Origin of the sequence: Paraburkholderia sp. (assembly GCF_026225065.1) — a bacterium.
Classification (GTDB): domain Bacteria; phylum Pseudomonadota; class Gammaproteobacteria; order Burkholderiales; family Burkholderiaceae; genus Paraburkholderia.
This window is the reverse complement of record NZ_JAMFSB010000097.1, coordinates 1-14,303: the sequence shown is the minus strand read 5'-3', so window position 1 is coordinate 14,303 and position 14,303 is coordinate 1. Positions and strand designations below refer to the sequence as shown.

Here is a 14,303-nt window from a genome sequence, read left to right as displayed (position 1 = left end):
GTTGAGTCTCGGCAGCAATCGCGCGCTTGAGTACCTGAATAGCGGCGCAATCGATATCGGCTCGACCGCGGGCCTCGCCGCCGTGCTTGGCAAGGCGAACGGCAATCCGCTCAAGGCCGTGTACATCTTCTCGCGTCCCGAATGGACCGCGCTGGTGGTGCGCAGGGACTCCCCGATCAAGACGCTCGCCGATCTGAAGGGCAAGAAAATCGCCGCCACCAAAGGCACCGATCCGTTCCTGTTCACGCTGCGCGCGCTCCATACGGTGGGCCTGACGCGTGACGACGTCGAGCTCGTCAATCTGCAGCATCCCGACGGCCGCACCGCGCTCGCGAACGGCCAGGTGGATGCGTGGGCGGGTCTCGATCCGCATATGGCGGCCGCGCAGATCGACGATGGCGACCGCCTGCTTTATCGCAACGTCGACTTCAACACATACGGCTTTCTGGACGCTCGCGAAGCGTTTCTCCAGCAATATCCCGAGACGGTTGCGCGCGTGCTGAAGGTCTATGAAAAGGCCCGCGTGTGGATCATCGCGCATCCGGACGACGCCGCAAAAATCGTCTCCGAGGAATCGAAAGTCTCATTGCCGGTCGCCAAGCTGCAGCTGCAGCGCAACGACTTCAGCCAGCCCGTTCCTGGCGCGCAGCAGATTGAAGCGCTCAAGGCTGCCGCGCCGATTCTCGTGCAGGAGCAACTGGTGAAGCCCGGCACCGATCTGCCGCAGGTGATCGACGCGCTGGTCGATTCGCAGGTCGCGCAGCCGGTGGTGACGGCGGCAAGGGCCCAGTGAGTTTGACGATGGCATCTGCTTCTGACGAATCGTTATCGTTCGACGTTGCTGAGGCGAAGAGGCTCACAGAGCAGGCGCCACCGCTGGCGAATGAGAATGCGCACGGCAGCGGCAATGCAGCAGCGCCCGCGCGGTCAGCCCATGGCAATCTGCGTCGCTGGTATCTCGCGGGTCTCGCGCTGCCCGTTGCGTTGCTTGCACTGATCGAAGTGCTCGTGCGCACGAACGTCGTGCCGGATCACCTGCTGCCCGCGCCGAGCACGATTGCGCTAACGCTGTGGCAAATGGGCGCTACTCGTCTCGCGCGCCATATCGCGGCCAGTACGCTGCGCGTGTTGGCGGGTTTCGGCATTGGCGCCGCGATGGCTTTAATCCTGGGCGCCGCGATGGGCCTCAGCCGCCGTTTCGAAGCCCTGCTCGAGCCATGCTTTCAGGCGCTGCGCTCGATTCCCTCGCTTGCGTGGGTGCCCGTGCTACTGCTGTGGATGGGCATCGACGAGGCTCCCAAGATCACACTGATTGCGATTGGCGCATTCTTTCCCGTTCATCTAAGCGTGGTGGCGGGCATTCGCGGCGTCGATCGCAAACTGGTCGAGCTCGGTGCAATCTACCGGCTCACACCCGCCGCACTATTCAGACGGATTCTCTTGCCCGCCGCGCTGCCGCAAATCTTCACGGGCCTGCGCACAGGCTTGAGCCTCGCATGGATGTTCATGGTCGCCGCCGAACTGATCGCCGCCACGCGCGGCCTCGGCTACATGCTGAGCGACGGCCGCGAAACCGGCCGCCCCGATCTGGTGTTCGGCGCGATCATCCTGCTCGCCATACTCGGCAAGCTGAGCGACGGCGGCATGCGCTGGCTCGAAAACAGCGTGCTTGGCTGGCGCGATGCCTTCGACGCATACGCCGATCAGGCACGTGTGGGAGAGAAACGATGAGCGAGTCCGATCATCCGCCGCTGCTGGAAGTCCACGTCGAGGCCAAACACTACACCGCCCGCACCGTGCTCGATCACCTCTCGTTGCGTATCGGACATGGCGAGATTGTGAGTCTGGTTGGTCCCAGCGGCTGCGGCAAAAGCACCTTGTTGCGGATCGTCGCCGCGCTGGATCGTCAGTACCACGGCGAAGTGCATGTGAACGGCACGCCCCTGAACGGACCTTCGTCGCAGATCGGTGTGATCTTCCAGGAGCCGCGTCTGTTGCCGTGGCTGACGGTGGCCGACAACGTCGGCTTCGAAGCGGGCTCCGGCGGAGGACGCGATCCGCGCGTGGCGCAGTTGCTTGCCGAGGTAGGACTGGCAGGTCAGGAACACACGTTGCCGAAAGCACTCTCCGGTGGCATGGCGCAGCGCGTCGCAATCGCCCGCGGCCTGTTCTCGCAACCCGACCTGCTGTTGCTCGACGAACCGTTCAGCGCCGTCGACGCGATGACGCGCATGCGCCTGCAGGCGTTGCTGTTGTCCGTGGCGCGTGCCCACGGCACAGCCGCGCTGCTCGTCACGCACGATCTGGACGAAGCCTTGTATTTAAGCGACCGCGTACTGCTGATGGCCGCGGCGCCTGGGCGCATCGACCGCGAATATCGCGTCGCACGTCCGCGACCGCGTGACCGGCGCGATCCGGTGCTCGCGGATCTGCGTGCACAGTTGCTCGAACGACTCGACGCTTTCGAAGCAGTTTGAAACCTTTCACTCCACCCACGCATCCGGCAAATGCTGCGTCAGCGTCGACACGAACCGTGCCGTCTCGGCTTCGCGAGGCCGCGTAAAGATCTGCCGCGACGCACCCGCCTCCACCACTACGCCGTTGTTCAGAAACACCACATCGCGCGCAATGGAAGCCGCCAGACGCAGATCGTGCGTCGCCATCAGCATCGTCATGCCCTCGCTGGCGAGTTGCCTGAGCACCTCGACCACCTCGGTGGCCAGTCCCGGATCGAGCGCGGAGGTCGGCTCGTCGCACAGCAACACGTCCGGCGACGGCGCTAGCGCGCGCGCAATCGCGACACGCTGCTGCTGCCCGCCGGACAGCGTGGCGGGCCACGCATCTGCCTTGTGCGCAATGCCGACCTTCGTCAGCAGTTCATGCGCCCGCTCGCGTGCCCGCGCCTTGTCCCACTTCTGCACCGTCAGCAGTCCTTCCATTACGTTCTGGATGACCGTCAAATGCGGGAATAACTGAAAGTTCTGGAACACCATGCCCGTGCGGCGCCGGATCGCCAGCACAGCATCGCGTGCCGGCTTATGCTCGCGACTAAACTCGAGCCGCTGATTGCCGAGCTGGAGCGAACCGCCCTCGGGAATCTCCAGCAGGTTCACACAGCGCAACAGCGTGCTCTTGCCGCTGCCCGACGGGCCGATCAACGCGGTGACGTTGCCGGAGGCAAGCGTCAGATCGACCTTGCTCAACACCCGGTGTTCGCCAAAGAACTTCTCGATCTGTTCGAGCTTGATCATCCGTTACCTGCCTGAAACAATGCATGCCGGCCGAACCGCTGCTCGAGTTTCACTTGCGCCGACGACAACACCGAGCTGATCACCAGATAGACCAGTGCCGCCTCCGAGTACAGAATCAGCGGCTCATAGGTGACTGCGGCAATGCGTTGCGCCGCCTGAAACACCTCGGGCACGGTCAGCACGGCCGCAAGCGAGGTGTCTTTGACGAGCGAGATAAACGAATTGGACAACGGCGGCAGCGCAACTCGCGCCGCCTGCGGCAGGATCGCGCGGCGCAGCGCCTCGCCGCGTGTCATCCCAATCGAATAGGCTGCTTCCCACTGCCCTTTCGGTATCGATTCGATGACCCCGCGAATCACCTCGGAGTTGTACGCCCCGACATTCAGCGAGAAACCGATGATGGCCGCCGTCAGCGGATCAAGCACGATCCCGACATTCGGCAGTCCGTAGAAGATCACGAACAGTTGCACCAGCAACGGCGAACCGCGAATCAGCCAGACATAGAAACGCACGATCGACACCGCCCAACGCGGCCCGAACAGGCGGATCAACGCGGCGGCGAACGCCAACGCCAATCCGATCGCGAATGAAGCGAGCGTGAGCGGCACAGTGAACACGAGCCCCGCGTAGACGAGGGGCCACAGCGACTGCGCCATCAGATGCAACCAGGCTGGCATGATTCAGACCTTCCCGGCGCTTACTGGGAGACGTCCTTGCCGAAATACTTCTCCGAGATCTTCGCGTAGGTGCCGTCCGCCTTGATGTCGGCCAGCGCCTTGTCGATGGCGGCCACCAGTGCCGGGTCGCCCTTGCGCAGTAGCACGGCCGACTGGTCGGCGTCACTCGAGCTGTCGGTTGCGACAATCTTCACCTGCGCGTCCGGCTTGTGCTTCTTGAAGTCGAGGAACGACAGCGAATCGTTGATCGTCGCGTCCACGCGTCCGGAGGTCAGCAGATCGATCGATTCGTTAAAGCCCTGCACACCCACAACATCGGCGCCATGGTCCTTGGCGATCTTGCCAAAATTGCTGGTCAGCGTATTGGCCGATTTTTTGCCCTTCAGGTCGTCGAACGTCTTGATCGTCGTGTTGTCCGTGCGCACGATCAGCACCGCGCGGGTCGTAATGTACGGCGTCGAGAAGTCGTACTTGGCCTTGCGCGCATCCGTCACTGAGACTTCGTTGATCACCGCGTCGTAGCGGTTCACGTCGAGGCCGGCAATCAGTCCGTCCCACTTGCCTTCGACAAACTCCGGCTTGACGCCCAGGCGCTGTGCGATCGCACTGGCGATATCCACGTCGAAGCCCGTCAGCTTGCCCGATTCGTCGTGGTACGTGAACGGCGCATAGGTGCCTTCCGTGCCGACCTTGAATACACCGGCCGACTTGATCTGGGCGAGTTCGTCCGCAGCGAACACTGACGTGACGCTCACCGCCTGCAGCAGCGCAATCAGCAGAATGGAACGAATCGATTTCATGAGAAGGTGCTCCGTAGGTATTGGTATGGAGATTCAGTCCTGCCCGGCTAGCCGCCCCGGCAGAGTGGGCGGACTGTAGCAAAGCGCCTCCATTTCTACAAAGCATCAAGTTTCCGAAGAATATGCGCCATGGTGATAAGCCGCACAGCCGCGCGCCGCGGGGGTTTGGGCGCCTGTCAAAACCGCAACACCTCATCGGCCTTGATGATCGCTTCGGCAATCGTTTCGATATGCTCGCGCTTGACCATGGCTTGCGAGCGCAACAGGTCGTAGGCCTCCTGCTCGGAGAGATGACGGGTTTCCATCAGGATGGTCTTGGCGCGCTGGATCTGCCGTTGCTCGGCAAGCTTGTCCTCGACGCGCTGTATGTAGCGCTCCATTTGCAGGCGGTTGCGGTGCTGATTGAGCGTGACGGCAATCGCCGTCAGCAGGCCGAACGAACGCACCGGCGACGGCACCACGCAATACGCACCCAGTTGCATGACCGCCTCGATGATGATCGGATTCTCGTAACTGACGACGGGAATCACCGGCGGCGCATTCTTCGCATTCATCCACGGAAGGCTGACCGAGAGTGTCTCCGGACGGACGGCGAGAAACACGACGTCGGTGGCATCCGGCAAGGTGTCGACCGCGGGCCAGGTCATCTGCACCTTGCAGCCGATGCGGCACAGTTGCCCGAGCAGCTCTTCGCCGTCCTGATCCTGCGGGTGAATAGCAAACACGCTCAGCGAGCGGATATCGCGAAGCGCCTGAGGGGTACGGGAAGACGAACGCTGCTTCATGACTGCACCTCGTCGGGGCCACCATGTGGGGCGGCCTCATCGACCAGCGAGTGCGAAATCACAAACGGGTCTGCTCGCGTCCACCCTGGCGAATCGCTCAGGATATCGAACTGGCCATGCCGGTTAAGACGCCCGATACGAGGATGCAAATATGTATGGTGATTGTGTTCGTCGATCCGGATACGCCCCTGCGGTGCATTCAGCTCGAGCCCCGGCAGCGTCTTGAGCAAGGCGTTGGTGTCGTCCCCACCGGTGATACGCATCGCGTTGGCGAGCACATGCATCTGAAAGTAAGCGGCCTCCCAGCACATGTCGGTGACGACGCCATCGCCGAAGCGCCGGTGATAGTTGGCAAGGCAGCGCTGATTGACCGGATCGCTCACCGACTGAAAATAGGTCGCCGCAGTAATGTGCCCTTCGCCGAGCGCGGCGCCCATCGCCGCCACTTCCGTTTCACTGGTTGTCAGGCTCGCGATAGGCGTCTTGTACGGATCGAGACCCGCCTCCGCAAACGCGCGGTACATGTGCGAGATACCACTGCCGACTACGGTCGAAAAGACAAAGTCGGGCGCCTGCGCGGCGATCTTCTTCGCCACGCTTAGATAGCTGGACCAGGGAGCATCGAGCGGCAGATAGATTTCTGCGAGCTTCTCGCCACCGCGCTCGAACACGAGATCGCTCATGATGCGATTCGACTCGTAAGGGTAAATGTAATCCGAGCCGACCATAAACACGCGCGAGCCGAACTGACCCAGCATATAGTCCGCCAGCGGCAGACTGTTCTGGTTCGGTGCGGCGCCGGTGTAAATCACATTACGGCTGTACTCGAACCCTTCATAGAGCGTCGGATAGAACAGCAACGCGTTGTGCCGCTCGACGATCGGAATCACCGCCTTGCGCGTACTCGACATATAACAGCCCACCACGACACGGATCTGCTCCTCGACGATCAACTGCTGGATAAGCGCGGCGTATCGGGCCGGCGTCGAAGCCGGATCGCGAAACACTAACTGCAGCTCACGGCCATTGATGCCACCGGCAAGGTTGATTTCTTCGGCCGCCAGAATCGTCGCGCGCTGCTGCGACAACTCGATCGGAGCGGTTACCCCGGACGAGGAGAACAGCACGCCGACCTTGATCGGTACATTGGATGATGAGGTCATATTTCAGCCAGTAAGTAACGGCAGGTTGAGCGGCCCACCAGCGCGCAGCGCGGTGCACGACTCCGGTTTCCGTGCACGGGCATTGTGCGCGTTCACACCACCTTGGGGAACACACCGCACGGAAAAAGATGAAACCGGAAAGACGATCACTGCCTGCGCGTTGACGGTAATGTACTGAACCAAAAGGCGTTGCGCGCGAATTGCCTGCTTGAGGCCACCTGAAAATTCGCACGCATAGTGCCAATGGCACAGCTTTTGCGTTATCGCTACTCGTGATCGAGTGTGAAGTCGAGACCTGCACCCTCGATCCTAACGAGTTTCGTTGTGCGAGACAAAGGCGTCTTGCGTGACACCGGCCAAAAAAGCCCGAAAACCAGCTAACCGCTGGTTTCGGGCTTTTTTTTGTCTTCAACTTTTGTGAAGGGCGCCATGAAGAACGATAGACGTGACTTTTTGAAGACCGCGATCGCCACTGCCGCTGCTGGCGCAATCCCGGGTTCGCTGATGCTGGCCTCGCGAGCTGCCTCAGCGGCAGACCCGGTGAAGGTCGGCATTCTGCACTCGCTCACGGGGACGGTCGCGATTGCTGAAGCCCACGTGGTCGACGCCGAGAAGCTGGCGATCGACGAAATCAACGCCGCGGGTGGCGTGCTCGGCCGCCAGATCCAGCCCATCGTCGAAGACGGCGCCAGCGATTGGCCGACCTTCGCGGAGAAGGCTCAAAAGCTGGTGGAAAGCGACAAGGTCGCCGCCGTGTTCGGCTGCTACACGTCGGCCTCGCGCAAGGCCGTGCTGCCGGTGTTCGAACGCTATAACGGCCTGCTCTACTATCCGACGTACTACGAAGGACTGGAGATGTCGAAGAACATCATGTACACGGGTCAGGAGGCCACGCAGTCGGTGATCCCGGCCGTCAACTGGCTCGCCAAAAACAAGGGCAAAAAGTTCTACCTGATCGGTTCGGACTACATCTGGCCGCGCACCACCAACCGTATCGCGCACCCGACCATTGCGAAGGCTGGCGGCACGGTTGTCGGCGAAGACTACTTCCCGCTTGGCACCGTCGAGTTCTCGTCGGTCATCAACAAGATCAAGGCTGCCAAACCCGACGTGATCCTTTCGACGATCGTCGGCGGCTCGAATGTGGCTTTCTACAAGCAGCTGAACTCGGTCGGCATCACCGGCCAGAACCAGCCGATCATGGCGCTCGCCGTGACCGAAGAGGAAGCCATCGGCATAGGCCGCGATAACCTGACCGGTGTGTTCTCGTGCATGGGCTACTTCCAGAGCGTGCAGAACCCGGTGAACTCGAAGTTCGTTCCGGCGTTCAAGGCAAAGTACGGCGCCGACCGGGTGATCGGCGACACGATGGAAGCCGCCTATACCTCCGTCTACCTGTGGAAGCTTGCGGCAGAAAAGGCCAAAAGCTTCGATGTGGAGAAGGTGGTCGCGGCATCATCGAATCTCGGCTGGGATGCACCGGAAGGACAGATCCATTTCCACGTCAGCAATCATCACCTGTGGAAACACGCACGCATCGGCGCCTTCAAACCCGATGGACAGGTCGACATTCTGTACGAGTCGCCGCTCATCGAGCCAAACCCGTTCCCGAAACTCGGCTAGGCAGGCGCTCAGGCATTACCTCGGCGACGATGGGCCTCTCCAGCCCATCGCGCCTTGTCTTCCAGGCATCCTTTCCGGCAAAAGAACTGCGATGACTCTCGATACTTTTCTAACCCAGGTCTTCAACGGCCTGTCGCTCTTCACCGTGCTGGCGCTGATGGCAATCGGCCTTGCGATCGTGTTCGGCCTGATGGGCGTGATCAACATGGCGCACGGCGAACTGATGGCGCTCGGTGCTTACATGACGTATCTGACCTCGATCGTTTTCGCCCGCTATCTGCCTTCGCTGATGGGCGCGTATTTCATCGTCGGTATCGTGGTGGCATTTCTGGTGACGGGGGCGGTCGGCTTTGTGCTGGAGCGCGCGATGATCCGCTTTCTCTACCATCGACCGCTCGACACCATGCTGGCCACCTGGGGCTTGTCGCTGGTGCTGCAGCAACTTTACCGGCAAGTGTTCGGCCCCATCGATGTGAGCGTGCCCACCGTGACGTGGTTGCAGGGCGCATGGAATCCGACGCCGGGTATGGCGATTCCGCTCTCGCGCATCTTCATCATCGGTCTCACGCTGGCGGTGGCGCTCGCGGTGTACCTGTTTCTGTTTCGCAGCCGCTGGGGCCTGCGGATCCGCTCCGTGATGCAGAACCGCGCGATGGCAGGCGCCGCCGGCATCAATACCGAACGCGTGGACGCCGTGACCTTCGCGGTGGGCTGCGGCCTTGCTGGCATTGCAGGCAGCGCCCTCACGATGCTGGCCTCGACGGGCCCAGTCACCGGACAGCAATACATTGTGGACACCTTCATTGTGGTTGTGTTCGGCGGCGTCGAGAGCCTTGTCGGCACCTTCCTCTCGGCGTTCTCGATCGGACAGTTGCAGTCGATGTTCGAACTGTTCCTGAGCGGCTCGATGGCGAAGGCAGCCATTCTGCTGCTGGTGATCGTCGCACTGTATTTCCGGCCCAACGGGCTCTTCGCACTCAAGGTTCGCCGCTAACCATGAAAGATCTCCCCATTTCATCGCCACGCTCTTCGACTCCGCCGGCAGCGGCGCAGAGCCCCGGTTTGCGTGCGACGCTGCTGCTCGAACGCTACTCCGTCGTGATCCTCGCGCTGCTTCTGCTGGTGGCCATTCCGGCGGTGTCGGGCTCGTTCCGGCTCGGCCTCTTTGCGAAGTATCTGAGCTTCGCATTCTGCGCAGCGGGTCTCGTGCTCACCTGGGGCTATGGCGGCATTCTGAGTCTGGGGCAAGGCATTTTCTTCGGTCTCGGCAGCTACATGATGGCGATGTATATGAAGCTCGAGGCCACCTCGGCGGACCCTGCCGCCGCGGTCTTTGGCAACGGCGGACCACCGGTGCCGGACTTCATGACATGGAACAGCATCGACAAGCTGCCCTGGTGGTGGGCGCCCTTTGAGCACGCGTGGTTTGCCCTGCCTGCGATCGTCATCCTGCCCACGCTGCTCGCCTTCATCCTCGCATACGCGAATTTTCGCAAACGCGTAGGTGGTGTGTACTTTTCGATCGTGACGCTGGCGCTCGCGTCGATCATGTCAATCATGATCATCGGGCAACAGGGTTACACCGGCGGCATCAACGGCATCACGAATCTGCCGACCTTCATGGGTTACAGCGTGCAAAGCGACACCGCGGTCTACGTGCTCTACTACGTGAGCGCGTGCCTGTTGCTGGTGGCGATCCTCGCCGGCCGTTTCATTCTGAAGAGCCGCCTTGGCAAGGTCTTGATCGCGATTCGCGACCGCGAGGACCGCATCCGCTTCTCAGGCTACGACCCCGCCCTCTTCAAGGGTTTCATCTTCGCCGTGGCGGCATTGTTCTCCGCGATCGGCGGTGCGATGTTCACGCTTCAGGTCGGCTTCGCGTCGCCCTCGGTGTGCGGCATCGTGCCTTCGATCGAAATGGTGATCTACGCGGCGGTGGGCGGACGACTGTCGCTGGTCGGCGCAGTGTATGGAGCGATTCTGGTTGGCGCCGCCAAGAGCTTTCTCTCCGAAAACTTTGTGGGCTTCTGGCTGTACCTGATCGGCGGGCTCTTTATCTTCGTGCCGATGTTCCTGCCCAAAGGGCTCGCCGGTGTCATCGAATGGCTGCGCGAGCGCCAGGGAGCCGCGCAATGACCCAGATGATCCTTTCGGTCGAGAACCTGACGGTGTCGTTCGACGGCTTCAAGGCGGTCGACGATCTGAACTTCTACGTCGAAGAAAACGAGCTGCACGTAGTAATTGGTCCAAACGGCGCCGGCAAGACCACGCTGCTCGACATGATCTGCGGCAAGACGAAACCCAGCTACGGAACGATTGCGTTTAAAGGTCTGAACCTTGAGCGCATGCTCGAATATCAGATCACCCGTGCAGGCGTGGGCCGCAAATTCCAGAACCCGCTTGTCTACGAAGATCTGACCGTGGCCGAGAATCTGGAACTCTCCTACCCGAAAAAGCGCGATGTGATCGGCTGCCTGTTCTTTCACCGTGACGAGACCGTGCGCGATGAAATCGACCGCATCGCGCACATGATCTTCCTTGCCGATCAGCTCGACCGCAAGGCCGCACAGCTATCCCACGGCCAGAAGCAGTGGCTCGAAATCGGCATGCTGCTGATGCAGGATCCGGAACTGCTGCTGCTCGACGAGCCCGTTGCCGGCATGAGCGCAAAGGAACGTGAGCAGACCGGCGCGCTGCTGCGCGAAATCGCCAAGGGACGCTCGGTTGTGGTCATCGAGCACGACATGGAGTTCGTGAAATCCGTCGCGCACAAGGTGACGGTTCTGCACCAGGGCAAAAAGCTCGCCGAAGGCACGATGGACCAGGTGCAAAACGACCCACGCGTCATTGAAGTCTATCTGGGACACTGAACATGCTCGCGATCCAGAACCTCAACGTGTTCTACGGCGAAAGCCACATTCTTCACGACCTCAGTTTCGAGCTGACGGCCGGCGAAACCATTGCTGTGATGGGTCGCAACGGCATGGGCAAAACGACCTTGCTGAAGTCGCTGATCGGCATGATTCCTTCGCGCAGCGGCGAAATCAATCTGAGTGGGCGCAATCTGGCCGGAACTAAAAGTTATGAGCGGGTTGCCGCGGGCTTCGGCTATGTGCCACAAGGACGGATGATCTTCCCGTATCTAAGCGTGGAAGAAAATATCCTCACGGGCATGGACCGGATGCGCAAGCCGAAGATTCCGGAGTACATCTATGAGTCGTTCCCCGTGCTCTGGGAAATGCGTAGCCGGCGCGGCGGCAATCTCTCCGGTGGCCAGCAACAGCAGCTTGCGATTGCACGCGCCCTCGTTTCCGAACCCAAAGTGCTGATTCTCGATGAGCCGACAGAAGGGATCCAGCCGTCGATCATCAAGGACATCGCCCGCGCGCTCAACCGGCTGAAGAAGGAACGCAATTTCGCCTTGATCGTCTCCGAGCAGGTGCTGCACTTCACGCTCGAGATCGCCGATCGCTTTCTTATCATCGAAAAAGGCCGCTTTGTGCATAGCGACCGGCGTGAGAACGTCGACGCGGAGCGGATCATGCGCTATCTGACCATCTGAATTCATGACGCTCCCATGCGGGAGCGCATCCTTACCACAAAGGAGTCCTTATGTTACACGGTGACATTTCAAGCAGTCTCGACACGGTTGGCGTGGCGGTGGTCAACTACAAGATGCCGCGTCTTCACACCAAGGCCGAAGTGCTCGCGAATGCGCGCAAGATCGCCGAGATGCTCAAGGGTATGAAAATCGGCCTTCCTGGCATGGATCTCGTGATTTTTCCGGAGTACAGCACACACGGCATCATGTACGACCAGCAGGAGATGTACGACACCGCAGCTGCCGTACCTGGCGAAGAGACCGAAATCTTTGCCGAGGCGTGCCGCAGCGCCAAGGTATGGGGCGTGTTTTCGCTCACGGGCGAACGCCACGAGGAACATCCGAACAAAGCTCCCTATAACACGCTGATACTGATGAACGACAAGGGCGAGATCGTGCAGAAGTACCGCAAGATCATGCCGTGGGTGCCGATCGAAGGCTGGTATCCGGGCAACTGCACGTATGTGTCGGACGGCCCGAAGGGAATGAAAATCAGCCTGATCATCTGCGACGACGGCAACTACCCGGAAATCTGGCGCGACTGCGCGATGAAAGGCGCGGAGCTGATCGTGCGCTGCCAGGGCTATATGTACCCGGCCAAAGAGCAGCAAGTTCTGATGGCCAAATCGATGGCGTGGGCGAACAACGTCTACGTAGCGGTTGCCAATGCGGCGGGCTTCGACGGCGTCTACTCCTACTTCGGCCACTCGGCGATTGTCGGCTTCGACGGTCGCACACTCGGCGAATGCGGCGAGGAAGAATTCGGCATCCAGTACGGCGCGCTGTCGAAGAGCCTGATTCGCGATGCGCGCAAGAACATGCAGTCGGAAAACCACCTGTACAAGCTGCTGCATCGCGGCTACACCGGCAAGATCAATTCACGCGAAGACGCCAACGGTGTGGCCGACTGCCCATTCGACTTCTACTCGAAGTGGATCACCGATCCCGAAGGCACCCGCAAGATGGTCGAGGCGATCACGCGCAGCACGCCGGGCACCGAGGAATGTCCGATCCCCGGCATTCCGAATCCGTCCGATCTGGCACACCGCTAGGCGGACCGGCCGGAGCGACACGCGATGATTACCTACACGTCGATCATAGGCAGTGCGTCCGAACCGCGCATTGCCGATCTGTTGCACTCGCTGGAGCATCAAGGGCGGGTCGATTATGTGACGCTCGCCGCCGACGATATCCGGCGGCACCGACTGCGCGCTCGCACTCAGCGCGGCGACGAGTGCGGCATCGCGTTAGATCGCGATATGCATCTGTTCGACGGCGCGGTACTGCGACTCGATCGCGATGCGGCGCTTGTCGTGCGTACCGAGGACACGCGCTGGCTGCGGCTCGAACCGCGCGATGCGGCCGCGGCACTCGAACTCGGCTATTTCGCCGGCAACATGCACTGGAAGGTGCGCTTCGATCGAAACGCACTGGAAATCGCGGTAAAAGGCGCGCTCGACGACTATCTGCAACGGCTCACTCCGATGCTGGCGGATCAACGGATTCGCCTCGCAAGCGAGGGCCTCGCGGGAGGGAAGCATCACCATGCCTGAGATGTCCTCCACTCACCCACCCGGCGCGATCGCCAATGGTCCGATGAGCCTGCTTGCCAGTTTGCAGCAGTCGGACAGCTTTTTCCCGGGTGGCGCGATGGCGTTCTCCTGGGGTCTGGAAGGTCTCATGCGCGACGCGCTCGTTACCGACGCTGCGACGCTGTTCGCGTTCGTCGAATCGCAGGCACTGTCGCGCTGGGCGAGTCTCGATCAAGGGCTCGTGTGCGGCGCGTGGCGTGCCGGAGATGCGTTCGACGCGTGGCATGACGTCGATGCGCTGGCCGAAGCGATGACCTTACCGCCGGCGCTGCGCACCGGCTCGCGCCGGCTCGGACGCTCACTGGCCGATGTGCATGCGCGGCTCGGTTCGGAAGCGGCAACCCAGATCCGCGACGCCATCGTGGCTGGCCGCACACCAGGCCATCTCGCCGCTGTCCAGGGCGCCGTGTGGCAGAGCCTTGGTATCGCAGAGGACGAGGCGCGCGCCATCTCCGCGCACATGATCTGCACCGGCGCGGTGAGTTCGGCCGTCCGTCTTGGCATCGTCGGTCATCTCGACGCGCAACGTGTCCTCACGCTGCTGCGCGCGCCGCTTGCACGAGTCCTCGCAAAGCCAGCGCCGCCGCTCGATGACTTGCATGCCGCCACCTTCGCGGCCGACATTGCCGCGCTGCGTAGCCAGACGCACGACGCGCGGCTCTTTGCGAACTAACAGGAAGGAAAACCGCAATGCTGCTGACCCCGACCGAATACGAGCGCCTGACGCTTTTCACCGCCGCGCAACTGGCCCGCCGTCATCGCGACAAGGGCCTTAAGCTCAATCATCCGGAAGCCGTCGCGCTGATCGCCG

17 protein-coding genes are annotated in these 14,303 nt (G+C 61.3%); 12 read left to right on the top strand and 5 right to left on the bottom strand.

Annotated features, from left to right (window positions below; genetic code table 11):
- The 3 genes from M0954_RS07470 to M0954_RS07460 all read left to right on the top strand — a co-directional run.
- The coding region (locus tag M0954_RS07470; protein ID WP_297352412.1) for an aliphatic sulfonate ABC transporter substrate-binding protein at positions 1-793 on the top strand (793 nt) is incomplete at its 5' end.
- Positions 794-801: 8 nt separating this feature from the next.
- Complete coding sequence (locus tag M0954_RS07465) at positions 802-1,731, top strand: ABC transporter permease (RefSeq protein ID WP_297352410.1); 930 nt, start codon at positions 802-804, stop codon at positions 1,729-1,731.
- Complete coding sequence (locus tag M0954_RS07460; RefSeq protein WP_297352408.1) at positions 1,728-2,477, top strand: ABC transporter ATP-binding protein; 750 nt, start codon at positions 1,728-1,730, stop codon at positions 2,475-2,477. The genes M0954_RS07465 and M0954_RS07460 overlap by 4 nt, the downstream gene beginning before the upstream one ends.
- 6 nt (positions 2,478-2,483) lie before the next feature.
- Here M0954_RS07460 and M0954_RS07455 read toward each other — a convergent pair whose 3' ends face one another.
- From M0954_RS07455 to M0954_RS07435, 5 genes are all read right to left on the bottom strand, one after another.
- Entirely contained in the window at positions 2,484-3,251 is a 768-nt protein-coding gene (locus M0954_RS07455) for an amino acid ABC transporter ATP-binding protein (RefSeq protein WP_297352406.1), read from the bottom strand.
- Entirely contained in the window at positions 3,248-3,928 is a 681-nt protein-coding gene (locus M0954_RS07450) for an ABC transporter permease subunit (RefSeq protein ID WP_297352404.1), read from the bottom strand. Before M0954_RS07450 ends, M0954_RS07455 begins: the two co-directional genes overlap by 4 nt.
- 20 nt (positions 3,929-3,948) lie before the next feature.
- The gene (locus M0954_RS07445; RefSeq protein ID WP_122151791.1) at positions 3,949-4,728 is read right to left on the bottom strand and encodes an amino acid ABC transporter substrate-binding protein; all 780 of its coding nucleotides are present in this window, start codon (positions 4,726-4,728) and stop codon (positions 3,949-3,951) included.
- Between the two features lie 176 nt (positions 4,729-4,904).
- The gene (locus M0954_RS07440; RefSeq protein ID WP_123387918.1) at positions 4,905-5,513 is read right to left on the bottom strand and encodes an ANTAR domain-containing response regulator; all 609 of its coding nucleotides are present in this window, start codon (positions 5,511-5,513) and stop codon (positions 4,905-4,907) included.
- Positions 5,510-6,676 (bottom strand): transporter substrate-binding domain-containing protein, encoded by a 1,167-nt coding sequence (locus M0954_RS07435; RefSeq protein WP_122151793.1) that lies wholly within the window; start codon positions 6,674-6,676, stop codon positions 5,510-5,512. The genes M0954_RS07440 and M0954_RS07435 overlap by 4 nt, the downstream gene beginning before the upstream one ends.
- A gap of 429 nt (positions 6,677-7,105) precedes the next feature.
- On the opposite strand from M0954_RS07435, the gene urtA reads away from it, so the two are divergent.
- From urtA to M0954_RS07390, 9 genes are all read left to right on the top strand, one after another.
- Positions 7,106-8,299 (top strand): urea ABC transporter substrate-binding protein, encoded by a 1,194-nt coding sequence (gene urtA, locus M0954_RS07430; RefSeq protein WP_297352402.1) that lies wholly within the window; start codon positions 7,106-7,108, stop codon positions 8,297-8,299.
- 91 nt (positions 8,300-8,390) lie between these two features.
- Positions 8,391-9,293 (top strand): urea ABC transporter permease subunit UrtB, encoded by a 903-nt coding sequence (gene urtB / locus M0954_RS07425; RefSeq protein ID WP_122151795.1) that lies wholly within the window; start codon positions 8,391-8,393, stop codon positions 9,291-9,293.
- A 2-nt stretch (positions 9,294-9,295) separates the two neighbouring features.
- The gene (urtC, locus tag M0954_RS07420) at positions 9,296-10,435 is read left to right on the top strand and encodes an urea ABC transporter permease subunit UrtC (protein WP_122151796.1); all 1,140 of its coding nucleotides are present in this window, start codon (positions 9,296-9,298) and stop codon (positions 10,433-10,435) included.
- Positions 10,432-11,169 (top strand): urea ABC transporter ATP-binding protein UrtD, encoded by a 738-nt coding sequence (gene urtD, locus M0954_RS07415; RefSeq protein ID WP_122151797.1) that lies wholly within the window; start codon positions 10,432-10,434, stop codon positions 11,167-11,169. The genes urtC and urtD overlap by 4 nt, the downstream gene beginning before the upstream one ends.
- Before the next feature lie 2 nt (positions 11,170-11,171).
- The gene (gene urtE, locus M0954_RS07410) at positions 11,172-11,861 is read left to right on the top strand and encodes an urea ABC transporter ATP-binding subunit UrtE (protein WP_123387920.1); all 690 of its coding nucleotides are present in this window, start codon (positions 11,172-11,174) and stop codon (positions 11,859-11,861) included.
- Between the two features lie 50 nt (positions 11,862-11,911).
- Positions 11,912-12,952 carry an aliphatic amidase gene (locus tag M0954_RS07405; protein WP_122151799.1) on the top strand — a complete coding sequence of 347 codons (1,041 nt, stop codon included), beginning with the start codon at positions 11,912-11,914 and terminating at the stop codon, positions 12,950-12,952.
- A gap of 24 nt (positions 12,953-12,976) precedes the next feature.
- Positions 12,977-13,453, top strand: coding sequence for an urease accessory protein UreE (gene ureE, locus M0954_RS07400; RefSeq protein ID WP_122151800.1), 477 nt, complete (start codon positions 12,977-12,979; stop codon positions 13,451-13,453).
- Positions 13,446-14,165: an urease accessory protein UreF gene (locus tag M0954_RS07395; RefSeq protein ID WP_297352400.1), complete on the top strand. Its 720-nt coding sequence runs from the start codon at positions 13,446-13,448 to the stop codon at positions 14,163-14,165. The genes ureE and M0954_RS07395 overlap by 8 nt, the downstream gene beginning before the upstream one ends.
- Before the next feature lie 17 nt (positions 14,166-14,182).
- A partial coding sequence (locus M0954_RS07390) for an urease subunit gamma (protein WP_297352414.1) occupies positions 14,183-14,303 on the top strand: 121 nt, incomplete at its 3' end.